This is a genomic window from Catenulispora sp. GP43 (genome assembly GCF_041260665.1).
Classification (GTDB): domain Bacteria; phylum Actinomycetota; class Actinomycetes; order Streptomycetales; family Catenulisporaceae; genus Catenulispora.
The window spans coordinates 56,691-78,661 of the sequence record NZ_JBGCCT010000043.1; the positions used below are offsets into that span (position 1 = coordinate 56,691).

The window sequence follows — 21,971 nt, forward strand, 5'->3', positions numbered from 1 at the left end:
TAACCGCAGACTCCATCCCTCTAGGTAGCTGCGAGTCACCAAAACTCAAGGAGACGGATACCCATGCCCCGCGAGTTCACCACCATCGGCATCGTCGGCCTGGGCACCATGGGCGCCGGCATCGCCGAAGTCATGGCCCGCAACGGCATCAAGGTCATCGGCGTCGAGGTCGACGACGCCGGCCTGGCCCGCGGCCGCGGCCACCTGCAGGCCTCCGTGGCGCGCGCGGTCAAGCGCGGCAAGCTGACCGACGCCGAGGCCGGGGAGCTGACCGACCGGATCACCTTCAGCACCAGCCTGGACGACCTGGCCGCGGCCGAGCTCGTCGTCGAGGCCGTGCCGGAGGACCTGGCGCTCAAGCGCTCCGTCTTCCAGCGGCTGGACGCGATCTGTCCGCCCGAGACAGTCCTGGCCACCAACACCTCGGCGCTGTCGGTCACCGAGATCTCGGTGGCGACCGCCCGGCCCTCGCGCGTGGTGGGCGTGCACTTCTTCAACCCGGCCACGGTCATGAAGCTGGCCGAGGTGGTGCGCACCGTGGTCACCGACCCGGAGGTGGTCGACGACGTCGAGGCCCTGGTGCGCCGGCTCGGCAAGGACGACGTCACCTGCGGCGACCGCGCCGGCTTCATCGCCAACGCGCTGCTGTTCGGCTACCTGAACCACGCGGTGGCGATGTACGAGCAGAAGTACGCCACCCGCGAGGACATCGACACCGCCATGAAGCTCGGCTGCGGGCTGCCGATGGGCCCGCTGGCGCTGCTGGACCTGATCGGGATCGACACCGCCTACGAGATCCTGGACACGATGTACAAGCAGGGACGCGACCGGCTGCACGCCCCGGCGCCGATCCTGAAGCAGATGGCGACCGCGGGCCTGCTCGGCCGCAAGACCGGCCGCGGCTTCTACACGTATGAGGGCTCTGACTCCCCGGTCGTGGTCGACGACGAGCAGACCCCCGTCGCCGGCGGCCGGGGCCGGCACGGCGACCAGGTCCGCGAGGTGCGCAAGATCGGCGTCGTGGGCTCGGGCACGATGGCCAACGGCATCGCGGAGGTCTGCGTCAAGGCCGGGTACGACACGGTGCTGGTGGCCCGCGCCACCGCCAAGGCCGACGCGGCGCGCGCGGCGATCGGGCGGTCGCTGGAGAAGGCGGTGCAGCGCGGCAAGCTGACCGAGCAGGACCGGGACGCGGCGCTGGCCCGCCTGCACGGCACCGTCGACCTGGCCGACCTGGCAGAGGCCGACCTGGTGATCGAGGCGGTGGTGGAGGACGTCGAGGTCAAGCGCGCGCTGTTCGCGAACTTCGACGAGCTGTGCAAGCCCGGCGCGATCCTGGCCACCACGACCTCCTCGCTGCCGGTCATCGAGTGCGCGATGGCCACCCGGCGGCCGGCCGACGTGATCGGCGTGCACTTCTTCAACCCGGCGCCGGTGATGAAGCTGGTCGAGGTGGTGCGCACGGTGAAGACCGCGGACGACGTGGCCGCCACGGTGCACGAGGTGTGCGCGAAGCTGGGCAAGGTCGCGGTGGACTGCGGCGACCGCGCCGGGTTCATCGTGAACGCGCTGCTGTTCCCGTACCTGAACGACGCGGTGAAGATGCTGGAGGCGCACTACGCCACGAGCGAGGACATCGACACCGCGATGAAGCGCGGCTGCGGCTACCCGATGGGCCCCTTCGAGCTGCTGGACGTGGTGGGCCTGGACGTGTCGCTGGCCATCCAGCGGGTGCTGTACCTGGAGTTCCGCGAGCCCGGCTTCGCGCCGGCGCCGCTGCTGGAACACCTGGTGACCGCGGGATACCTGGGACGCAAGGCGGGTCGTGGGTTCCGGGATTACGGGTCCCGCTGACGGATCCCGCTGGTCGAGACGGCCGTGTCCGCCGGGACGACCGGGTGGCCGAATGCCGGGCGCGGGCTGATTACCCTGGAGGTATGAGCCCGCGCCGCCGCCCGCCCCGCCGCTCCGACGTCCCCGACGACGAACAGGACGGCGCGAACGCCCGCATGGCGTCGCGGGTCCTGGGCTTCGACCGGATCGAGAACGGACCCGACGGCCGGGACTGGGCCGTGCGTGGGATCCCCGGGCAGGCCGCGCAGAAGGTGTACCGGTGCCCCGGGTGCGAGCAGGAGATCCGGGCCGGGGTGCCGCACATCGTGGCCTGGCCCAAGGAGGACCACGGTGTCGGGGTGCATGACCGGCGGCACTGGCACACGCCGTGCTGGAACGCGCGCTCGCGGAGGCGAGCCAGGTAAAGGATTTCCACAAACTCAGGGCACCGACACGCCGCGCTCTTGGCGATCCGCGCACCGACCCGCGATCATTTCCGCCATGGACCGCACATTCGAGGAACTGATCGCGGAAGGCCACGCGGTCGACGTCAGCGGCTGGGACTTCTCCTGGCTGGACGGCCGCGCCACCGAGGAGCGCCCGCCGTGGGGGTACCAGCGGCAGATGGGTGAGCGCATCGGCCGGGCGCACCTGCACCTGGACATCCAGACCGGCGGCGGCGAGGTGCTGGCCGGGGTGCCGCAGCGGGCCTCCGGCGGCATGGTCGCCACCGAGGGCTGGCCGCCGAACGTCGCGGTCGCGCAGCGGAATCTGCGGGACAAGGGCGCGGTCGTCGTCTTCGACGAGGACGAGCCGCCGCTGCCCTTCGCCGACAACACCTTCGACCTGGTCACCAGCCGGCACCCGGTGATGGCGCACTGGCGGGAGATCGCCCGGGTCCTGGCGCCCGGCGGCACCTACTTCTCCCAGCACATCGGCCCGGACAGCGGGCACGAGGTCTACGAGTGGTTCCTGGGCCCCAAGCCGACCGGCAGGAGCTTCCGCGAGCCGGAGCTGGCGCGCCAGGAGGTCGCGAAGAACGGCCTGGAGCTCGTGAGCCTGGACGAGGCCGAGTTGAAGATGGAGTTCTTCGACGTCGGCGCGATGGTCTACTTCCTGCGCAAGGTCATCTGGTTCGTGCCGGACTTCAGCGTCGAGAAGTACCGCGAGGACCTGATGCGGCTGCACGAGCACATCGGCCGTGAGGGCTCGTTCGTGGCGTACTCGCGGCGTTTCCTGATCGAGGCGCGCAAGCCCGAAGCCTGAGATCCCCTATAGTCCCCGGCATGACCGCACTCACGGGGGCCTCACGAGTCTTCTCCCGGTCGGACCTGACCCTGTTCGGGCTGACCGGGCTCGCGGTCCTGGGCTCGGCACTGGTGACGTCCGGCTCGCTGGCCCCGTTCCTGGTGACCGGGGCCGCCGTCACCCTGGTCGCGGCGATGGTCGGGCGCGCGGTGGACCACCTGGCCGACCGCCTCGGGGCCGGCGCGGTCGGCGTGCTGCAGGGGGCCCTGGGCAACCTGCCGGAGCTGTTCGTGTCGGTGTTCGCCCTGCGGGCGGGCCTGACCACCGTCGTGAGCTCGGCGATCATCGGCTCGATCATGGCGAACCTGCTGCTGGTGCTCGGCCTGTCGTTCGTGGTGGGCAGCGCGCGGCACGGGGTGCTGCGGTTCTCCATCCAGCGGGCGCGCCTGATCATGGGCCTGATGATCCTGTCGGTGGCCTCGATGCTGATCCCCAGCCTGGCCGCCTACATCCACTCCCCGGCCGCCGGGCACGAGGTCGCGCTGGGCCGGGTCACCGCTGTGGTGCTGCTTGTGGTCTTCGCTCTGTCGATCCCGGTGAGCCTGCGCCGCGACCTGGAGCCCACCGCCGCCGAGGGAGCGGCGGAGGTGAAGCAGGAACTGGACGCCGACAACCCGTGGCCGCTGTGGCTCGCGATCTCGGTGCTCGTCTGCGCGGCGGCCGGCGCGGCGTACGTGTCCGACCAGTTCGTCAAGGCCCTGACCCCCGCGATGAACGCCCTGCACATCTCGCAGGCGTTCTCCGGCCTGGTGATCGTGGCCCTGGCCGGGAACGCCGTGGAGAACGCGGTCGGGGTGAAGCTGGCCTGGCACAACCGCACCGACCACGCGCTGTCGGTGGTGCTGAACAGCCCGCTGCAGATCGCCCTGGTGCTGGCGCCCGCGCTGGTGCTGCTCTCGCCGGTGATCGGCGGGCCGGCGTTCACGCTCGTGTTCAACCCGATGCTGGTGACCACGGTCGGGATAGCGACCCTGTCGGTGCTGTACCTGATCTCGGACGGGGAGTCGGACTGGTTGGAGGGCTCGGCGATGATGGGGCTGTACGTCCTGATCGCCGCCGCCTTCTGGTGGGGGTAGGCGCCCGGCCGCTCGGCGCCGTCAGGCGTCGCGCCGCTTCAGCAGCCACCCGGCGACGACCAGCAGGAGCACGGTCCAAAGCGTGAATACGCCGAATCCCTGCCAGGCGGACAGCAGGTCGTTCTTGCCCGGCACCGTCTGGGCGACCAGATGTCCGGCCTCGGTGGGGAGATAGGCGTGCACGTGCTTGCCCCACGAGCCCGGCAGCAACTGGGCCAGCGGTGCCAGCACCTCGACGAACGCGATGACGCCGGTGATGGCGGCCGCGGTCTGCCGCAGCAGGGCGCCGATCGCCAGCGCGAACAGGCCGAGCATCATCAGGTACAGGCCCGCGCCGAACAGCGCCCGCAGCACGCCCTTGTCGCCCAGGCTCACCGGCACCTTGCTGTGGATGATCGGGGCCGCGATGAAGAACGCGCCGAAGGCCACGATCTCGCCGATCACGAACGTCACGACGGCGAACACCACGACCTTCGCGGCCAGCATGGGCGTCCGCTTGGGGGCCGCGAGCAGCGAGGCGCGGATCATGCCGGTGCTGTACTCGGTCGTGATCACCATGGCGCCCAGGACGCAGATCGCCAGCTGGCCCAGGACGAAGCCGGAGCCGAGGATGTTGCCGGTCGCGTCGCGCCGGTAGGACTCCTGCTGGCTGGGATCGAGCTTGTCCCACTGGTTCACCTGCAGCCAGGTGAGCAGGGCGGACAGACCGAGCGTCAGGATCACGAAGGCCAGCAGCGACCAGACCGTGGAGCGCACGCTGCGCAGCTTGGTCCACTCCATGGCCAGCAGGCGCGGGAACGCGGCGCCGCCGCGGTTCTCGATGGCCAGGACCGGCGGGGTGTCGGGGGTCGTGGCGGTCATTCGGCGGCCTCGCTCTCGGAAACCGGCGCGGCCGCCGGGACCACGGGTACGTCCTGGGCCGGGAGCGGAGCCGGGTCGCGGTGCTGGTCCATCTCCACGTGGTACTCGACCGCGCCGCGGGTCAGCTCCATGAACGCCTCCTCCAGCGAGGCCCGCTGCGGGGTCAGCTCGTGCAGGACGACGCGGGCCGCGGCCGCCTTCTCGCCGATCTCGGCGGCGTCCATGCCGCGCACGATCAGGGCGCCGTCGTCGGCGGTGGTGACGGTGACCGCGCCGTCGGATCCGTCCTCGGCGGCGGGGCTGGAGCCGTTGCCGTTGCCGTTGCCGTTGCCATTGGCGTTTCCATTGCCCGAGACCGCGTCCCGGGCCAGTTCCTTGGCCAGCTGCGCCGGCTGCGGCGTGCGCACCAGCACGGAGCGTTCCGAGGAGCGCGCGATGAACGCGTCCACCGACTCGTCCGCGATCAGCCGGCCGCGCCCGATCACCACCAGATGGTCGGCGGTCTGCGCCATCTCGCTCATCAGGTGGGAGGAGACGAAGATGGTCTTGCCGGCGGCGGCCAGCGACTTCATCAGGTTCCTGATCCACAGCACGCCCTCCGGGTCGAGCCCGTTGACCGGCTCGTCCAGGATCAGCACCTGCGGGTCGCCCAGCAGCGCGGCCGCGATGCCCAGGCGCTGGCCCATGCCCAGGGAGAAACCGCCGGCCCGCTTGCGCGCCACCTCGGTCAGGCCGACCAGGGCCAGCGCCTCGCCGACCCGGGACTTGGGCAGGCCCTGGCTCTGCGCCAGGCACCACAGGTGGTTGTAGGCCGAGCGGCCGGTGTGCACGGCGCGCGCCTCCAGGAGCGCGCCGACCTTGCGCAGCGGTTCGCGCAGGTCCGCGTAGGGCACGCCGCCGATGGTGGCGCGGCCGGAGTGCGGGCGGTCCAGGCCCAGGATCAGCCGCATCGTGGTGGACTTGCCGGCGCCGTTCGGGCCCAGGAAGCCGGTGATCCGGCCCGGTTCGACCGCGAACGTCAGATGGTCCACGGCGATCTTGTCGCCGTACCGTTTGGACAGGTCGTGCACTTCGATCACGGCGGCCCCCTCAGACAGCGCGAGACGGAGCCGGCCTGCCACCGGCTCCGCCTCAGCTTACTGAAAAGGCCTGAAAAAGCAGTGCCTACGCGTCCTTCTTGCGCATGACGATCGCGCCACCGATCACTGCGACCGCGGCATATGCGGCGAACACCGCGAACCCGGCCCAGGGCGAGAGCATGTTGTCCTGCGGCCTGGTCGTGATGATCTGCAATCCGGCGTTGAACGGGATCCACTTGCTGATGTCGGTGCGCCAGGTTCCCGGCAGGAACTGCACCAGGATGAACAGCACGAACAGCAGGCCCACCGCGGTCGTGATCGCGCCGGCGGTGTGCCGCAGGATCGCGCCGAGCCCGAACGCCAGCAGCGCGGTGCCGGTCATGTACAGGCCCCCGCCGATCACCGCGCGCAGCGCGCCGGGGTCGGACAGGCTCACGGTGATGTCGTGCCCGGAGTAGATGGCCGTGGCGATGAAGAACGACGCGAACGAGCAGACCAGCCCGACCACCAGCGCCACCGCCGCGACGATCCCGGCCTTGGCCCAGAACAGCGTGCCGCGCCGGGGCTGGCTGGTCAGCGAGGTGCGGATCATGCCGGTGCTGTACTCGGCGGTGATCGCCATCGCGCCGAACACCACGATCACCAGCTGCCCGAAGAACAGGCCGGACATGGAGTTCGCGGTGAAGTCGTCATCCGGGCCGGGATGGCTGGAGGAGCCCATGGCGATCAGCGCGCCCAGGCCGATGGTGATGACCATGGTGATCAGCAGCGTCCAGAAGGTGGAGCGGACGGTGCGGATCTTGGTCCACTCCGAGTGCAGCGCCGAGCCGAAGCTCGCCTTGGCCTGCGGGAAGGGATCGGGGCCGGCGAAAACGGGCTGCTGGCTGTGGTGCTGGTGCTGGTTCGGCGTGAAGCCGGCCTGGGCCGGGATGCCCGGTCCGGGCTGGGCGTACTGACCGGGTCCGGGCTGGCCGGCGAAACCGGCGCCCTGCGGCGGCGGCCCGTAACCCGGGCCAGCGTTCGGCTGCTGCCCGGGCGCGTAGCCCGGCGCCGGCACCTGCTGCGTCGCGAGGTGGTCCTGCGCGGCGGAGGCAGAGCCCGCGTTCGGCTGCTGCCCGGGCGCGTATCCGGGCCCCGGCACCTGCTGCGTGGTGATCTGGTCCTGTCCCGAGGGGGTGCTCATCTCAACGGGCTCCGATCATCTGGCCGGGGGCGGCGTACGGGTTCTGCGGCGTGCCTGGTCCGCCTGGTCCGCCGGGACCCTGCTGGCCGACGCCGACGGCCCGGTACTCCACGTCGTCCTTGGTCATCTCCATGAAGGCCTCTTCCAGCGAGGCCTGGTGCGGCGCGAGTTCGTGCACCCGGATCTGGTTGTCGAAGGCCAGGTCGCCGATCTGCTGCGGGCTGGCGCCGCGGACCGTGATCAGGCCGCCGTCGTCGGAGGCGACCCGCGCGCCCTTGCCGGCCAGCAGCTGCATCAGCTTCATGGCGTCCGGGGTGCGGACCGTGACGGTCTGCTCGGAGTTGCGGGCGATGAACTCCTGCACCGAGCAGTCCGCCTGCAGCCGGCCGCGGCCGATCACGATCAGGTGGTCGGCGGTGTGCTCCATCTCGGACATCAGGTGTGAGGAGACGAAGACCGTGCGGCCCTCGGAGGCCAGCTTGCGCATGAACTCGCGGATCCAGCGGATGCCGTCCGGGTCCAGGCCGTTGACCGGCTCGTCGAACATCAGCACCCGCGGGTCGCCGAGCAGGGCCGCGGCGATCCCCAGCCGCTGGCCCATGCCCAGGGAGAAGCCCCCGGAACGCTTCTTGGCCACCTCGCGCAGGCCCGTCAGCTCCAGCACCTCGTCGACCCGGCGGGCCGGCAGGTGGTTGGACTGCGCCAGGCACAGCAGGTGGTTGTAGGCGGAGCGGCCGCCGTGGATCGCCTTGGCGTCCAGCAATGCGCCGACCTCGCGCATCGGGGCCACGGCCTTGGCATAGGGGCGGCCGTTGACGGTGACCGTGCCGGACGACGGCGCGTCCAGCCCCAGGATCATCCGCATGGTCGTCGACTTTCCGGCACCGTTCGGTCCGAGGAAGCCGGTCACCACCCCCGGTCGCACGGTGAACGTCAAGCCGTCTACGGCTTTCTTGTCGCCGTACTGCTTGGTGAGCCCTATAGCTTCGATCATGCGTTAGACCGTATCGGGGTCGAGCCGGGCACGGCGTCGCTCTTAGGTCTTTCGTTACCGGGCTCGGTATTAGCCCTTCGTAGGGGGAGGTACCGTTGATCCCGATGAGCATCGACATCCGCGCCACCACGATCCTGCCGGCCGAGCGGCGTCCGGTGACCCTGACCACCGCCGACGGCCTGGACCTGGTCGGCGAGCTGGCGCTGCCCCCGGAGGGCCGGACGCCGGCCGGGACGCTGGTCACGCTGCATCCGCTGCCCACCCACGGCGGTTTCATGGACAGCCACGTCTACCGCAAGGCGGCCTGGCGGCTGCCGGCGCTGGCGGACCTGGCGGTGCTGCGCTTCAACACCCGCGGCACGGTCTCGCCGGCCGGCCGCAGCCAGGGCGAGTTCGACAACGGCGTGGGGGAGCGGTTCGACGTTCAGGCCGCCATCGAGTTCGCGGACTTCTCGGACCTGCCGAACCGCTGGCTGATCGGCTGGTCGTTCGGGACCGACCTGGCGCTGATGTACGGCGAGGACCCGACGATCGACGGCCTGATCCTGCTCTCGCCGCCGCTGCGCTATTCGCGGCCGGAAGACATGGACCGCTGGGCGGCCTCCGGCAAGCCGGTCGTGGCGCTGGTGCCGGAGTTCGACGACTACCTGCGGCCGGCCGAGGCCGCCGAGAGGTTCGCCCACGCTTGGAAGGGGCACAGCCCGCAGGCCGAGGTGATCGGCGTCGAGGGCGCGAAGCACCTGTGGGTGGGCGAGAAGTACGTCCAGCGGGCGCACAACGAGATCGTGAAGCGGGTGAACCCGGCGGCGTATCCGCTGCCCACGACCTGGGACGGCGAGTTCGAGACGTTCGCCGAGTAGCGGATATTCGGTTGGCGTGAGCCGTCCCCGTGGCGAGGATCGAGCCATGGACAAACCACGTCAGGCCGCCGACCGCGGTTCGGGAAGCAGCGATCCGCAGATCATCCAGTGTTACAGCCACGGTCGCGTGGTGCAGATGCCGTCGTTGCGCGGCCGCAGCCAGGACCTGCGCGACCGGCTGCTCAAGCACATCGCGGCCCGGGCCTTCGAGCCGGGGCGCGCGTACACCGAGCAGGAGGTCAACGCGGCGCTGATGTCAGCCTTCGACGACTACGTCGCGCTGCGCCGGTACCTGGTCGAGAGCCGTCACCTCATACGGGATCAGGCTGGACGGGAGTATCGGCTTCCGACTGCGACCGCGGCTCAGAACCCGGCTCCGGCTCAGAACCCGGCTCCGGCTCAGAACCCGGCTCCGACTCCGGCGTAGGCGGCTGCGCGTCCGGGTCGCGGTCCTGCGCCGGCAGCACGACCTGCCGCACGATCACCAGCAGCCCGGCGGTCAGCGGGATGAACAGCAGCGCACCGGAGACGCCCAGGATGGCGTAGCCGGCCAGTGCCGCTATCACCGCCACCGCCGGCGGCAGGTCGACGGTCCGCGACATCACGCGCGGGTAGATCAGGTAGTTCTCCAGCTGCTGGTACAGGACGAAGAAGATCAGCGCCGCCAGCGCCTTGACCGGCGAGTCCAGCAGCAGGATCACCGCACAGGCGATGAACGCGCCGAAAGTGGCCCCGATGATGGGGATCAGGTCGGTCAGGCCGACCAGCAGCGCCAGCGGCAGCGCGAACCGGACGCCCATGATGGCCATGGCCAGCCAGCTGGCGAGCGTCGCGCAGGTGGAGACCACCAGGGCCCCGGACACGTACCCGCCGACCCGGTTCAGCACCCGGTCGGTGAGGTCCGCGGCGCGCTCGCGGCGGGACCGCGGGACCAGCTTGAGGCCGCCGGAGGTCATGGACGGCAGCGAGCCGAGGAAGTACAGCGTCAGCATCAGGATGGTGAAGGCTTTGAAGACGCTGGTGAGCACCGCCTTGCCGAACCCGAACGCCCCGCCGGCCAGGGTCTTGGTGGTGTCGGCGGTGGTGAACCAGTTCTGCAGCTTGGTGATCAGGTGGTACTTCTTGTCCAGCCGCTGGATCGTGGAGTTCTCCTGCAGCTTCTTCAGCCCGTCGGGAACCCCGTTGTGCACCAGCGATGAGGTCTGGTCGGTCAGCGGCTTGGCGATGACGACGATGAACCCCGCGAACAGCGCCAGCGCGGCGAACGCGACTATCGTCACCGCCCAGCGCCGGTGGAACCCGCGCGCGGTGAGCATCTCCACGAACGGGTTGAGCCCGGCGGCCAGCACCAGGGCCATCGTGATCATGACGATGATGTCGACGACGTTGGTGAGCGTCTTGCCCAGGTAGTAGGCGGCCAGCACGCCGAATCCGCCGACCAGGCCGATCGCGAACGGCGGGGTCCGCGTCAGCGCCGGCTTGAGGACCGAGGACCGTCCAGGCGCGCTGCTTCCGGACTCGGCAGGAACCTGATCGGCGGCGGTCATGGGGCGAGTTTAGTTGAGGCGCACGCCGCGGGGGCGGTGGCAACTCTCCCGGGCAGATCTCCCGGGCAACTCTCCCGGCCGAACCCCGGGTCTGCATGGTCAGAAGGAGGTGCCGATGAGAGTCGAGGACGAGGCGGAGTTCCGGGAGTATGCCGCCGGCCGCTGGACCTGGCTGGTGCAGGCCGCGATGCTGCTCACGGGGGATGCCGGGCATGCCGAGGACCTGGCGCAGACCGCGCTGGTGCGGGTGTTCGCTTCGTGGGCGCGGGTGCGCGGGGCGGACAACATGGACGCCTACACCATGCGGATCCTGATCAACCAGAACAAGAACCGCTTCCGGAAGCGGCGGGTTGTGGAGGATCTCACGGCCGCGCCGCCCGAGCGGGGCGGCGGGGATCCGACATCGCGCGTGGACCAGCGGGCCGGGTTGCTGGCCGCGCTGGCCTCGCTGCCCAAGCGGCAGCGGGAGGTCGTGGTGCTGCGGTACTGGGAGGACTACAGCGAGTCGCAGACCGCGCAGATCCTCGGCTGTTCGGTCGGCACAGTGAAGAGCCAGGCCTCCAAGGCGCTGGCCAAGTTGCGCACGCACGCCTCGGTGCTGGCGTCGCGCTGATCATCCACTCACCATCACCGAAGAGAAGGAAATCCATGACCGACGAAGACTTCGACGGCTCCGCCCTGCGCGAGCTGCTCACCCCCGCGGTCGCCGACCGCGGCCGCGGTCCCGTGCCCACCGACACCATCGTCGCCGCCGGGCGCCGCCGGGTCGTCGGGCGGCGGACCGCCGTGGCCGGCGGGGCACTGGCGATCGTCGCCGCGGTGCCGCTGGCCGCCTCGGCCATCGCCGCCGGGCCCGGGACCGCGAGCGCGGCGAGCGGGACGGTGACCAAGACGCCTCCGGCCGTGCCGGTGCCGGCGCGCTCCGACGCCCCGGCGCACTCCAACGCCCTGGCGCAGACCGAGGGCCAGGCGCTCGCGAGTCCGCCGCAGTCGAAGCCCGCTGCCGGTGAAAGCCTGCCCGGCAAGCCGATCGTCATCGACTCCGGAACCGTGGAGGGCGTGCCCTGGTCGATCTCCGCGCTGGCCACGCCGGGTAACAATGCCCTGACCGCGAAGGACCAGTGTCTGGGGCTCACCCTCACGGTGAACGGCCACGGCACCTTCATCGACGGGAACCAGGTCTTGTCGCCCTACTGCCTGCCGGTGCAGGACCCCGGGCAGTACCAGTGGGCCATGCAGTACACGTTGCAGTACTACTACGTCGGCGGAAAGGGCACCCTGCAGATGGGCATGGTCCCGGCCGACGTGGCGACGGTCGTCACGCACGTGGACGGCCTCGCCCCGGTCACCACCAAGACCGTGCCCGCGCCGGGCTTCGCCGGCGAGGCGTTCTACTTCGCCTCGATCCCGAAGGACGGCCAGGGCTTCCGCGCATCCTTCGACGAGTACAACGCTCAGGGCGTGAAGACCGGCAGCTTCAACAACTGGACGCCGGCACCCCCGAAGCAGTGAGCTGACACCCGCTGCCCGCTCGGCGCGAACGCAGAAGTGCCCCCGGACCCACCCAGAGGGTCCGGGGGCACGCTCGCGACACGCGCCCCGGCCGCGGGGCCCGGGCTCACGGCACGGTGTGCGGGCTCACACGCTTCAGCCCGCGCACCGCACGAAGCGGCCCCGCCGGTCGCCCGGCGGGGCCGGCGCCTCAGCGCTGCGCCGGGATCGAGGCCTCGTCGGCCTGCTCCAGCTCGTCCTCGGCCTCGTTCAGCGCCGCCAGGGCGTTGACGTTCACCGCGCCGCCGGTCAGTGTGGCCAGCATCTCGCGCACGTTGTGCAGCTGCGCGTTGATGCTGTCGCGGCGGTGGGTCAGCGCCGCCAGCTCGCGCTCGGCCTCGCTGCGGATGCGGTCGGTCTTGCTGCGCGCGTCGGCGATGATGTCGTCGGCCTGGCGCTGCGCGGTCTCGATCGTCGAGCGCGCGCGGCGCTCGGCGTCGGTGCGCATCTTCTCGGCCTCCAGGCGCAGCTGCTCGGCCCGGTTCTCGATCTCGGCCAGGCGCTTCTCGGCCTTCGCCTGGCGCGCGGCCAGGTCCCGCTCGGACTGCTCGCGGCGCTTGGCCAGCTTGGTCTCGAAGTCGGTGGCGGCCGCCGCGGCCTTGGCGCGGGTCTCCTCGAACAGCGCCTCGGCCTCTTCGCGCTTGGTCGCCGCGTCCTTGGCGGCGGTGGCGCGGACCTGGTTGGCGTCGTCCTTGGCCTTGTCGACGATCCGCACGGCCTCCTCGTCCGCCTTGGCCTTGCGGTCCTTGGCGTACTGCTCGGCGTCGGTGCGGACCTTCATCGCGGCCTGGTCGGCCAGCTCGCGGTGCGCGTCGGCGGCGCGGCGGGCCTCCTCGCGCAGGTCCTTGGCCTCCTCCTCGGCCAGGCGCAGGATCTTCTCCACGCGCGCGCCGAGACCGGCGTAGCTGGGCTCGCTGTCGGCCAGCTGCGCCTGCACCGTCTGGTTCTCCAGGTGGAGTTCCTCGATGCGCTTCTCCATGGATGCCGACCGCGAATGCGCCGCGTCCCGCTCGGCGATCAGCTTGGTGATTCGGTCGTTGACCTGGACCGGGTCGTACCCGCGGCGCACTTGCTCGAAGCCGTGCGGCGAATGCATGTCGCTCATGAGATCCCTGTCGCGATTCACTGGCCCGCGTCGGGCCGGGGGTGAGTGAACAATCTACGGTTGCGGTGAAGGTTAGTGGGCCCCTGCCCTGCCTCCGATTGAGGGTCCGCAGGACCCGTATCGCAGGTGGGGTAGGGACGAGAGGTGGTGTAAGGGGAATCCTGGCATGAATCGCGTCCGGCTTCGACCGGGTGGCGCGTAATCGAACAAACGCTCTTGGGAATCCCCGCACTAGCGAGTGTCTTTGATCACTTGCTAAGGGCTGTGGGCACGAACCTGCGGGGTGTCAAGGCGAAGCGGCGGCGTCGGAACGCACACGATGAGTCTCAGTCCTCCGACGGCGGCCCGACGGGGACGGAGACCGATGTCGCCAACGCGTCCAGCACGCCGTGCACCCGCGACATCTCGGCCTTGATCTCCTGCTTGCGGACCTCGATCTCCTCGACCTCGCGCTGGGCCTCGGCCCGCAGCTGCTCGGACTCTTCCTTCGCCTTCGACACCAGCTGCTCGGCCAGCTCGCGGGCCTCCGCGACGGTCTCAGCAGCCTGCTTGCGGGCCGTGGCCAGCGCGGTCTCGGCCTCGGAGTTGGCCTGCTCGCGGGTCTCCAGCGCCTTCTTGTCGGCGGCTTCCAGCACGCCGTCGGCGGTCCGCCTTATGCGCTCCACGTCCGCCTTGGCCCCCGAGGTGACGCGCTCGGCGTCGTTCTCGGCGGTGGTGGTGACGCGGGCGGCCTCCTCGCGGGCGGCGGTCAGCAGCCGGTCGACCTCGTTCTCGCTGTCGGCGCGCACCTTCACCGCCTCGGAGCGGGCCATCGCGACCAGCTTGTCGGCGTCCCGGCCGGCGGACTCCAGCTTGCGGCCGGCCTCCTCGCGGGCGTCGCCGCGGATCTTGTCGGCGTCCGCGCGCGCCGCCTCGGCGCTCTCCGCCGATTCGTGGTGGATGCGCTCGGACTCCGACTTCGCGGCCTTGACCATGGTGTCGGACTTGGTGCGGGCCTCGGTCAGCGCGGCCTCGGCCTCGGCGCGCATCGCGGCGGCGTCCCGGCGGGCCTCGGCGCGGACCTGGACCGCCTCCTCGGCGGCCTCCACCCCGAGCACCGCGGCGGCCGCCTCGGCCTCGCCGCGGATCCGCTCGGCATCGGCGACCTGGCGGTCGGCGGCGGCCTGGGCGTCCTCCACTATCCCGGCGACCTCGGCGCGCACCGCGGCGGCGTAGCGGGTGCCCTCCTCGCCGATCTTGCGCGCCTCGGCCTGCGCGGCCTCCAGCGCCTCGGTGGCCGCGGCCTCGGCGGCCTGCCGGGTCTGCGCGGCGTAGGAGTCGGCCTCGGCGCGGGTGACCTCCGAGGCGCGGTCGGCGTCGGCCTTGGTGGTGCCGGCGTACGCCTCGGTCTCGGCGCGCAGCGCGGCCGCGTAGTCGTCGGCGGTGCCGCGGACGATCTCGCCGGCCCGCTCGGAGTCGGCCTTGGTCTTGGCCGCGTACACGTCGGCCGCGGCGCGCGTGGTGTGCGAGTACTTCTCCGCCTCGGCCCGCAGCTCGTCGGAGGCGCGCTCGGCGTCGGCCCTGGTCTGCGCGGCGTAGCCGTCGGCCTCGGCCCGCAGGCCGGTGACGTAGTTCTGGGTCTCGGTCCGCAGCTGCTCGGCGATGTGCTCGGAGTCGGCCTTGGTCTTGGCCGCGTAGGCGTCGGCCTCGGCCCGGACGCCGCCGGCCCAGTTCTCGGTCTCGGCGCGCAGCTGCTCGGCGAGCTGCTCGGCCTCCGCCTTCGTCTGCGCCGCGTAGCCGTCCGCCTCGGCGTGCAGGCCGTTGGCGTAGTTCTCGGCGTCGGCTCGGACGCCGCCGGCCCAGTTCTCGGTCTCGGCCCGCAGCTGCTCGGCGATGTGCTCGGAGTCGGCCTTGGTCTTGGCCGCGTAGGCGTCCGCGTCGGCCCGGACGCCGCCGGCCCAGTTCTCAGTCTCGGCCCGCAGCTGCTCGGCGATGTGCTCGGAGTCGGCCTTGGTCTTGGCCGCGTAGGCGTCGGCCTCGGCCCGGACGCCGCCGGCCCAGTTCTCGGTCTCGATCCGCAGCTGCTCGGCGACGTGCTCGGCATCGGCCTTGGTCTTGGCCGCATAGGCGTCCGCCTCGGCCCGAACGCCGGTCGAGTAGTTGTCGGTGTCGTTCTGGAGCTTCTCGGAGGCGAGCTCGGAGTCCGCCTTCGTCTTGGCCGCGTAGGCGTCGGCGTCGGCCCGGATGTCGTCCGAGTAGGAGTCCGCCTCGCCGCGCGTCTGCGCCGAGTACTGGTCGGCGACCTGCTGCATCTGCTGGGCGTAGCCGTCGGCGTCCGCGCGGGTCTTGCCGGCCTCGGCGTCGGTCGTGGCCCGGAGCTGCGCGGCGTAGGTATCAGCGTCCTGCCGCGTCGTGCGCGCGTACTGCTCGGTGTCCGCGCGCAGCTTCTCGGTCTCGGTCTGCACCGCGTTGCGGGTGTTGTCCGCGTAGACGTCGGCCTCGGTCCGGGTCTTGGTCGCGTAGGTGTCCGCCTCGCCGCGGGTGTTCTGCGAGTAGTGGTCCGCCTCCGCGCGCGCCTTGGCGGTCTCGGCCTCGGTGCGGGCCTGCAGCTCGTCGATCCGCGCCTGCGTCTTCTCGCGCAGCCGCTGCATCTCCTCGCGGGCGGCCTTCTGCATGGCCTCGACGCCGGCCTCGGTGTTCACCCGCAGCTGTTCGGCGGAGGCGTGCGCGTCGTCGTGGGCCTGCTGCGCCGCCGAGTGCAGCTCGCTGGCCTGCGCGTGCAGCGCCTCGATCTGGCCGCGCAGCGGGGCCACGTCCTCCTCGGCCGCCACCCGCGTGGCGTCGGCGTCGGCGTGGCCCTGGGCGATGAGCTCCTCGACGGTCTTGGCGACGTGCTCCAGCCGGGCGGCCGCCTGCTCCTCGGCCTCGGCCAGGATCCGTCCGGCGTTCCCGGTGACCTGGTCGGCCTCCGCGCGCGCCTCGGCCCGCATCCGCGCGGCGTCGTTGGCCGCGTCCTGACGCGCCTTCTGGGCGAGCCCCTCGGACTCGATGCGCAGCTGGTGCGCGGCGGCCTCGGCGTCGCCCCGCATCCGCATCGCGTCGGCGTTGGCCTCCGCGCGGGTCCGCTCGGCCTGCGCCCCGGACTCCATCAGCACCCGGGAGGCCTCGGCGCGCGCGGAGTTCACCGCGGTCTCGGCCTCGGACTTGGCGGTGGCCCGGATCTGGGCCGCGTGCTCCTGGGCCGCGGCGGCCTGGCCGCCGGCCGCGTTCAGCACCCGCTCGGCCTCGGCGTTGGCCGCCTCGCGGGTCTTCTCGGCCTCGGCGCGCGCCGCGGTCCGCATGTTCTCGGTCTCCATGCGGACGTGCTCGATGGCCTGCGCGGTCTCCATCGCAATCCGGTCGCGGCCGGCCTCGACCTCGCCGCGGGCCGCCTCGATGATCCGCCCGCGGTGCGCCTCGGTGTCCGAGCGGACCTTCTCGGCCCACGCGGCCATCTCGTTGACCTGAGCCTCGGCCTGCTGGCGCTTCTCGGTCAGCTCGCGGTCCAGCGACTGCCGGCGGTTGCCGACCTCGGTGTGCCACTCGGCTTCCAGCTCCGCGGAGCGGTGCGCGGCCTCCTCCAGCAGGCGCGCGGTCTTGGCGCGCGACTCGCGCAGCTCGCGCTCGGCGGCGGCGCGGACCTGGTCGGCCTGGATCTGGGCGTTGCGGAGCATCTGCTCCACCTGCCCGGAGATGTTGTCGAAGCGCGGCTGGGCGGCCAGGCGGCGCTGCTCGTGCAGCTTGGAGCGCAGGACCTCGATCTGGTAGCGCAGGTCCTCGGTGTCGGTCAGGGCCTCGTCGCGGGCCGTGCGGAGCTTGTCGAGCTCCTTCTCCATCTCCGAGAACGTGGCCTCGACGTCGTGCTTGTCGTAGCCGCCGGGTTCGTCGTCGTAGGACTCGCCATAGGGCGCGCGTGATCGCGGCGGGTAACCGCCGGGTTGCGCGGCGTTCGTGCCGCGGCGCGCGTGGCTTCCGCGATCGCCTGCACGATCGCCGTAGCGATCGGTGCTGCGTTCGTCGAGGCGCCCTGGTCCCATGACAGTGAATCGTGTCAGATTTCCGGCCGGATGACACCTAGTCGGGCCGGGGAATGAGTAGAGGCTTCGGATCCTACCAGCCGGAAACCGCAGGCCCGGTGACGTCGGGCGGCGGCGGGGGAATCAGAGCTTTGTGGAAGGCGCGCAGGCCGCGGCGATATGGTCGCGCTTCGCTGTCCGGCCGTTACCGTCCGTGGCGGCGGAATTCGAAAAGCCGAGCGAAGGCCCATTCAGCCTCCGCCCGGCCTCGTGCTCACGCCGATCCGGTTCAGACGTTGCGGAACCGGTTGATCGCGGGCAGCAACCGCGCCCGCTTGGCCTCGTCGCGCACGCCGAGCCCCTCCTCGGGGGCCAGGCACAGCACGCCGACCTTGCCCTGGTGCAGGTTCCGGTGGACGTCGTACGCCGCCTGCCCGGTCTCCTCCAGCGCGTAGGACTTCGACAGCGTGGGGTGGATCATCCCCTTGTCGATGAGGCGGTTGGCCTCCCACGCCTCGCGGTAGTTGGCGAAGTGCGAGCCGATGATGCTCTTGAGGTTCATCCACAGGTAGCGGTTGTCGTAGCTGTGGATGAAGCCGGAGGTGGACGCGCAGGTGACGATCTTGCCGCCGCGCTTGGCCACGTAGACGCTGGCGCCGAAGGTCTCCCGGCCCGGGTGCTCGAAGACGATGTCCGGGTCCTCGCCGCCGGTCAGTTCCCTGATGCGGGCGCCGAAGCGCTGCCACTCCTTGGGGTCCTGCTCATCCTCGTTCTTCCAGAACTTGTAGCCCTCGGCCTTGCGGTCGATGATGAGCTCGGCGCCCATCGCCCGGCAGATGTCGGCCTTGTCCGGCGAGGAGACCACGCACACCGGGATCGCGCCGCCGTTCAGCGCCATCTGCGTGGCGTAGCTGCCCAGGCCGCCGGAGGCGCCCCAGATCAGCACAACGTCGCCCTGCTTCATCGCCGCGCCGTTCTTGGAGACCAGCTGGCGGTAGGCGGTGCAGTTGACCAGCCCGGGGGAGGCGGCCTCCTCCCAGGTCAGGTGGCCCGGCTTGGGCATCAGCTGGTTGGCCTTGACCAGGGCCAGGTGCGCCAGGCCGCCGAAGTTGGTCTCGAAGCCCCAGATCCGCTGCTGCGGGTCGAGCATGGTGTCGTCGTGGCCCTCGGCGTCCTCCAGCTCGACGCTCAGGCAGTGCGCGACGACCTCGTCGCCGGGCTTCCACTTGTTGACGCCGGGGCCGGTGCGCAGCACCACGCCGGCCAGGTCCGAGCCGATCACGTGGTAGGGCAGGTCGTGGCGGCGGGTGAGTTCGGACACCTTGCCGTAGCGCTTGAGGAAACTGAAGGTGCTGACCGGTTCGAAGATCGAGGTCCACACCGAGTTGTAGTTGATGGCGCTGGCCATCACCGCGACGATGGCCTCGCCCGGACCCAGCTCCGGCGTCGCCACGTCCTCCACGTGGAGCGAGCGCCGCGGGTCCTTGTCCCAGCTGTCCAGGCCGGCGAACATCTCGGCCTCGTCGGCGTGGACGGTGACCGCGCGGTAGGAGTCGGGAAGCTTCAGGTGCCCGAAGTCCTCAGCCGGGGTGTTCCCGGCTTGGATCGCGGCGAGAATCTCTGCTGTCTCTTGCTGCATCGTCGGCCTCCAAGGGTCGGCGGCGTCGCGGGCCGGTGCTTGCCGTCTGTGAGGGCAGTACGGCAGTCGGCCCTGGGAGTGAGGGCGGGAGCTACTCATGGGTAACTATGGCGCTCCGCCCGCACCCTGGCTAGGTGGGCCTTGTCACAGATTCCGCCGGGTCCCTATCACCCTGCAACATCTTGACTGGACAGGCGACGTGAGTGATAACGGTGAGCCGTCGCGTAGCCGAGGGACGTGTAGAGCGCAAGCGCAGGGGCGTTCTCTTCCTCGACTTCCAGGTAGGTGTTCTCGGCGCCGTGTTCGGCGGCGAACGCCAACAGGTCCCGCAATACGATCCGCGCCAGTCCGCGGCGCCGTGCGTGTTCCGCGGTGGCGACCGCGGCGATCCCCGCATAGCCGCTTCCGGTGTCAATGGCGACGCGGCCGACAGACAAGGCATCGCCGTTGTCCGCGCGCACCACTGCGAAGGCGATCAGCGCGTCTCCTGAGGTGAGGATGGTCCGGAACTCGGGGATGCCGTGGCCGCGACGGTAAGCGTTGAAGTAGTCCTCGGGGAGTTCTGTAGTGAGCTTCGCTACATGGTGAGGATCCGTGGAGCTCTTAAGCGTTTCCAACGCAGGCGCGAATGCTGCGGACTGACGCAAGGCGGGGCGCTCTGTTTCCGGATGGCCGAGTTCGGCGATCGCTACGTCCAGAGGACTGCCGTCGACAGTCTGTACCCGTGCGGGAAGTCCGCGCTTTATGTACCATTCCCGGACCGCTTCAAGCGTCTGGTCGAGAGGCATTCCGGAATCCCCTATAGGGAGTGCGGAGTTGGCGCGCGAGGTGTGGCCGCCTGCGGCTCGCAATTCCCAGCCGCCTATATAAGCGCGTTCTGTATAGCCCCACCCCGTCGCAGCGATCACCTGAAGATCCATGCGCGGAGGCTAGTAGGAAGCCCGCAGCTACGCAGCCAAGTATCGCAATACGGCCAGGACACGGCGGTGCCCCAGGTCGTCGGGCTGCAGGTCCAGCTTCATGAAGATGTTGTTGATGTGCTTGCCCACGGCGCTCTCGCTGACCGCCAGCACGACCGCGATCGCGGCGTTCGCCCGGCCCTCGGCCATCAGCGCCAGCACCTCGCGCTCGCGCGGGGTCAGGCGGTCCAGCGGGTCGGCGGCCCGCCGGACCAGCAGCTGCGCGACGACCTCCGGGTCCAGGGCGGTGCCGCCGGCCGCGACGCGCTCCAGGGCCTCGATGAAGGAGTCGATGTCGGCGACCCGGTCCTTGAGGAGGTAGCCGACCCGCGTGGTGTCGCGGGCCAGCAGGTCGGTCGCGTAACGCTCCTCGACGAACTGGGACAGGACCAGGACCGCCGTGTCCGGGAAGCGTTCCCGGATCTGCACCGCCGCCGTGATGCCCTCGTCCTTGAACGTCGGGGGCATGCGGACGTCGGCCACCACCGCGTCCGGCCGGTGCTGCTCCACGGCCGCCAGCAGCGCGGTGCCGTCACCGGTCTCGGCGACGACCTGGTGGCCGGAGATCTCCAGCACCCGGACCACGCCGGCGCGGATGAGGATGGAGTCGTCCGCGATCACCACCCGCATTGCTTCCCCCTGGAGCTACTACTGAGGCCGGTTCCTGAGCGTCACACCCCGCAGGGCAGTTCGGCGGTCAGGATAGTCGGTCCGCCGCTCGGCGACGTCACCCGCAGCCGGCCGTCCACCGAAGCCACCCGCTGCGCCAGGCCGGTGAGCCCGGTGCCGCGCTGCGCGTCCGCGCCGCCGACGCCGTCGTCGCTGACCCGGATCAGCAGCCTGTCTTCCTGCCAGGTGACGTCGACCGCGGCCTGTTTCGCCCGGGAGTGCTTGACCACGTTGGCCAGCGCTTCGGAGACCACGAAGTAGGCGACGGTCTCCACCGACGCGCTCAGCGGCCCGGCGGCGTCGACGGTCAGGCGCACCGGGACCGCCGAGCGCGCGGCCACGCCGGACAGCGCGGCGTCCAGGCCCCGGTCGTCCAGGACCGCCGGATGCAGGCCGCGCACCAGGTCCCGGATCTCCGCCATCGCCTCCTTGACCTGCTCGTGCGCGTCGATGATGACGGACATCGCCTCCGGCGGGACGTCCTTGAGCGTCTTGCGGGCGATGCCCAGGTGCACGGCCAGGGACATCAGGCGCTGCTGCGCGCCGTCGTGCAGATCGCGCTCGATGCGGCGGCGCTCGGCGTCGGCGGCCTCGACCGCGGCGGCGCGGCTGTCGGACAGGGTCTGCACCCGGTGCGCCAGCACGATGGTCTCGCTCGGGCCGAGCAGGCGCCGGGCGGCGGCGTCGTCGGCGCGGGCGAGCAGGCCGATCAGGCGGGGCCCGGCGAAGGTGACGGCGCCGGCCAGCAGGATGTAGAGGCACTGGCCCCAGAACTTCGGGTTCACGCTGTGGTGGGGCTCCACCAGGGCCACGGCGTGCGGGGGCAGCCTGACCAACACCACGACCGCGAGCAGGTCCATGAAGGCCAGGGCCACGAGGGCCATCCCGACCAGGGGACCGGTGATCAGGTGGTAGAGCGCCTGCCGCCACAGCGCCTCCGACCGCAGGGCCTGGCGGAACTCGCCGCGGTGCAGCCGCGGGGTTTCGACCTCGTGGATCTCCACATTGCGGAACGTGCGGAAGCGGCTGCGCTGCCATTTCGTCAGCAGGGGCGCCAGCGCCAGCACGACCGCGAGGACCACCACCACGGAGGCCACGAAGCGGACGACGCCGGGATCGTCGGCCTGCAGCAGCAGGATCGCCGGCTGGCTCCAGATCACCAGGACCATCATCGCCCCGGCCCACAGCGGCAGCCCGGTCACCAGGAACAGGGCCTCCCAACCGGCCTGGCCCCAGCGCACCCGCAGGTTCTCTCGTGTCGTAGGCACGCGTT

Annotated in this window: 19 protein-coding genes; 8 read left to right on the forward strand and 11 right to left on the reverse strand. The window is 71.0% G+C overall.

Translation table 11 applies throughout. The features are described from left to right. The first annotated feature begins 63 nt into the window (after positions 1 to 63). The 4 genes from ABH926_RS48755 to cax all read left to right on the forward strand — a co-directional run bounded on the left by ABH926_RS48755 (position 64) and on the right by cax (position 4,217). A complete protein-coding gene (locus ABH926_RS48755) occupies positions 64 to 1,854 on the forward strand; it encodes a 3-hydroxyacyl-CoA dehydrogenase family protein (RefSeq protein ID WP_370374238.1) in 1,791 nt (596 codons plus the stop codon). Positions 1,855 to 1,937: 83 nt separating this feature from the next. Next, a complete protein-coding gene (locus ABH926_RS48760; RefSeq protein ID WP_370374239.1) occupies positions 1,938 to 2,258 on the forward strand; it encodes a hypothetical protein in 321 nt (106 codons plus the stop codon). A 76-nt stretch (positions 2,259 to 2,334) separates the two neighbouring features. Next, positions 2,335 to 3,099 carry a class I SAM-dependent methyltransferase gene (locus ABH926_RS48765; protein WP_370374240.1) on the forward strand — a complete coding sequence of 255 codons (765 nt, stop codon included), beginning with the start codon at positions 2,335 to 2,337 and terminating at the stop codon, positions 3,097 to 3,099. A 20-nt stretch (positions 3,100 to 3,119) separates the two neighbouring features. Then, positions 3,120 to 4,217: a calcium/proton exchanger gene (gene cax, locus ABH926_RS48770; RefSeq protein WP_370374241.1), complete on the forward strand. Its 1,098-nt coding sequence runs from the start codon at positions 3,120 to 3,122 to the stop codon at positions 4,215 to 4,217. Positions 4,218 to 4,238: 21 nt separating this feature from the next. Here cax and ABH926_RS48775 read toward each other — a convergent pair whose 3' ends face one another. The 4 genes from ABH926_RS48775 to ABH926_RS48790 all read right to left on the reverse strand — a co-directional run bounded on the left by ABH926_RS48775 (position 4,239) and on the right by ABH926_RS48790 (position 8,334). Next, positions 4,239 to 5,078 (reverse strand): ABC transporter permease subunit, encoded by an 840-nt coding sequence (locus ABH926_RS48775; protein ID WP_370374242.1) that lies wholly within the window; start codon positions 5,076 to 5,078, stop codon positions 4,239 to 4,241. After that, positions 5,075 to 6,157: an ABC transporter ATP-binding protein gene (locus ABH926_RS48780; protein ID WP_370374243.1), complete on the reverse strand. Its 1,083-nt coding sequence runs from the start codon at positions 6,155 to 6,157 to the stop codon at positions 5,075 to 5,077. The genes ABH926_RS48775 and ABH926_RS48780 overlap by 4 nt, the downstream gene beginning before the upstream one ends. A gap of 85 nt (positions 6,158 to 6,242) precedes the next feature. After that, positions 6,243 to 7,340 (reverse strand): ABC transporter permease, encoded by a 1,098-nt coding sequence (locus ABH926_RS48785; RefSeq protein ID WP_370374244.1) that lies wholly within the window; start codon positions 7,338 to 7,340, stop codon positions 6,243 to 6,245. A gap of 1 nt (position 7,341) precedes the next feature. Further along, the gene (locus ABH926_RS48790) at positions 7,342 to 8,334 is read right to left on the reverse strand and encodes an ABC transporter ATP-binding protein (protein ID WP_370374245.1); all 993 of its coding nucleotides are present in this window, start codon (positions 8,332 to 8,334) and stop codon (positions 7,342 to 7,344) included. 104 nt (positions 8,335 to 8,438) lie between these two features. Here ABH926_RS48790 and ABH926_RS48795 point away from each other — a divergent pair, with 104 nt between their 5' ends. Continuing rightward, positions 8,439 to 9,194: an alpha/beta hydrolase gene (locus ABH926_RS48795; RefSeq protein WP_370374246.1), complete on the forward strand. Its 756-nt coding sequence runs from the start codon at positions 8,439 to 8,441 to the stop codon at positions 9,192 to 9,194. Between the two features lie 46 nt (positions 9,195 to 9,240). Further along, complete coding sequence (locus tag ABH926_RS48800) at positions 9,241 to 9,621, forward strand: DUF2087 domain-containing protein (protein WP_370374247.1); 381 nt, start codon at positions 9,241 to 9,243, stop codon at positions 9,619 to 9,621. Here the strand turns inward: ABH926_RS48800 and ABH926_RS48805 are convergent. After that, the gene (locus ABH926_RS48805) at positions 9,506 to 10,741 is read right to left on the reverse strand and encodes an AI-2E family transporter (RefSeq protein WP_370374248.1); all 1,236 of its coding nucleotides are present in this window, start codon (positions 10,739 to 10,741) and stop codon (positions 9,506 to 9,508) included. The two genes, ABH926_RS48800 and ABH926_RS48805, sit on opposite strands and share 116 nt — an antisense overlap. Before the next feature lie 115 nt (positions 10,742 to 10,856). Here ABH926_RS48805 and ABH926_RS48810 point away from each other — a divergent pair, with 115 nt between their 5' ends. Together ABH926_RS48810 and ABH926_RS48815 are read left to right on the forward strand one after the other, a co-directional pair. After that, positions 10,857 to 11,354: a SigE family RNA polymerase sigma factor gene (locus ABH926_RS48810; RefSeq protein WP_370374249.1), complete on the forward strand. Its 498-nt coding sequence runs from the start codon at positions 10,857 to 10,859 to the stop codon at positions 11,352 to 11,354. Between the two features lie 35 nt (positions 11,355 to 11,389). Then, a complete protein-coding gene (locus ABH926_RS48815) occupies positions 11,390 to 12,253 on the forward strand; it encodes a hypothetical protein (protein WP_370374250.1) in 864 nt (287 codons plus the stop codon). A 190-nt stretch (positions 12,254 to 12,443) separates the two neighbouring features. On the opposite strand, the gene ABH926_RS48820 is transcribed toward ABH926_RS48815, so the two are convergent. The 6 genes from ABH926_RS48820 to ABH926_RS48845 form a co-directional block, all read right to left on the reverse strand. Next, complete coding sequence (locus ABH926_RS48820; protein ID WP_370374251.1) at positions 12,444 to 13,397, reverse strand: cellulose-binding protein; 954 nt, start codon at positions 13,395 to 13,397, stop codon at positions 12,444 to 12,446. A 326-nt stretch (positions 13,398 to 13,723) separates the two neighbouring features. Continuing rightward, on the reverse strand, positions 13,724 to 17,452 hold the full coding sequence (locus ABH926_RS48825; RefSeq protein WP_370374252.1) for a hypothetical protein: 3,729 nt from the start codon (positions 17,450 to 17,452) through the stop codon (positions 13,724 to 13,726). Positions 17,453 to 17,720: 268 nt separating this feature from the next. Next, the gene (gene ccrA / locus ABH926_RS48830; RefSeq protein ID WP_370374253.1) at positions 17,721 to 19,070 is read right to left on the reverse strand and encodes a crotonyl-CoA carboxylase/reductase; all 1,350 of its coding nucleotides are present in this window, start codon (positions 19,068 to 19,070) and stop codon (positions 17,721 to 17,723) included. Positions 19,071 to 19,237: 167 nt separating this feature from the next. Then, positions 19,238 to 19,990, reverse strand: a complete 753-nt coding sequence (locus ABH926_RS48835) for a GNAT family N-acetyltransferase (RefSeq protein ID WP_370374254.1) — start codon at positions 19,988 to 19,990, stop codon at positions 19,238 to 19,240. Positions 19,991 to 20,017: 27 nt separating this feature from the next. Continuing rightward, positions 20,018 to 20,659, reverse strand: coding sequence for a response regulator (locus ABH926_RS48840; protein WP_370374255.1), 642 nt, complete (start codon positions 20,657 to 20,659; stop codon positions 20,018 to 20,020). Between the two features lie 41 nt (positions 20,660 to 20,700). Continuing rightward, a complete protein-coding gene (locus ABH926_RS48845; protein ID WP_370374256.1) occupies positions 20,701 to 21,966 on the reverse strand; it encodes a sensor histidine kinase in 1,266 nt (421 codons plus the stop codon). Positions 21,967 to 21,971: the final 5 nt, after the last annotated feature.

Bases quoted from the DNA above. Each gene is read 5' to 3' on its own strand.
- ABH926_RS48800 (WP_370374247.1), top strand. From the start codon at position 9,241: ATGGACAAACCACGTCAGGCCGCCGACCGCGGTTCGGGAAGCAGCGAT.
- ABH926_RS48810 (WP_370374249.1), top strand. From the start codon at position 10,857: ATGAGAGTCGAGGACGAGGCGGAGTTCCGGGAGTATGCCGCCGGCCGC.
- ABH926_RS48840 (WP_370374255.1), bottom strand. From the start codon at position 20,659: ATGCGGGTGGTGATCGCGGACGACTCCATCCTCATCCGCGCCGGCGTG.
- ABH926_RS48765 (WP_370374240.1), top strand. From the start codon at position 2,335: ATGGACCGCACATTCGAGGAACTGATCGCGGAAGGCCACGCGGTCGAC.
- ABH926_RS48835 (WP_370374254.1), bottom strand. From the start codon at position 19,990: ATGGATCTTCAGGTGATCGCTGCGACGGGGTGGGGCTATACAGAACGC.
- ABH926_RS48755 (WP_370374238.1), top strand. From the start codon at position 64: ATGCCCCGCGAGTTCACCACCATCGGCATCGTCGGCCTGGGCACCATG.
- cax (WP_370374241.1), top strand. From the start codon at position 3,120: ATGACCGCACTCACGGGGGCCTCACGAGTCTTCTCCCGGTCGGACCTG.
- ABH926_RS48775 (WP_370374242.1), bottom strand. From the start codon at position 5,078: ATGACCGCCACGACCCCCGACACCCCGCCGGTCCTGGCCATCGAGAAC.
- ABH926_RS48805 (WP_370374248.1), bottom strand. From the start codon at position 10,741: ATGACCGCCGCCGATCAGGTTCCTGCCGAGTCCGGAAGCAGCGCGCCT.
- ABH926_RS48815 (WP_370374250.1), top strand. From the start codon at position 11,390: ATGACCGACGAAGACTTCGACGGCTCCGCCCTGCGCGAGCTGCTCACC.
- ABH926_RS48760 (WP_370374239.1), top strand. From the start codon at position 1,938: ATGAGCCCGCGCCGCCGCCCGCCCCGCCGCTCCGACGTCCCCGACGAC.
- ABH926_RS48820 (WP_370374251.1), bottom strand. From the start codon at position 13,397: ATGAGCGACATGCATTCGCCGCACGGCTTCGAGCAAGTGCGCCGCGGG.
- ABH926_RS48785 (WP_370374244.1), bottom strand. From the start codon at position 7,340: ATGAGCACCCCCTCGGGACAGGACCAGATCACCACGCAGCAGGTGCCG.
- ABH926_RS48790 (WP_370374245.1), bottom strand. From the start codon at position 8,334: ATGATCGAAGCTATAGGGCTCACCAAGCAGTACGGCGACAAGAAAGCC.
- ABH926_RS48825 (WP_370374252.1), bottom strand. From the start codon at position 17,452: ATGGGACCAGGGCGCCTCGACGAACGCAGCACCGATCGCTACGGCGAT.
- ccrA (WP_370374253.1), bottom strand. From the start codon at position 19,070: ATGCAGCAAGAGACAGCAGAGATTCTCGCCGCGATCCAAGCCGGGAAC.
- ABH926_RS48795 (WP_370374246.1), top strand. From the start codon at position 8,439: ATGAGCATCGACATCCGCGCCACCACGATCCTGCCGGCCGAGCGGCGT.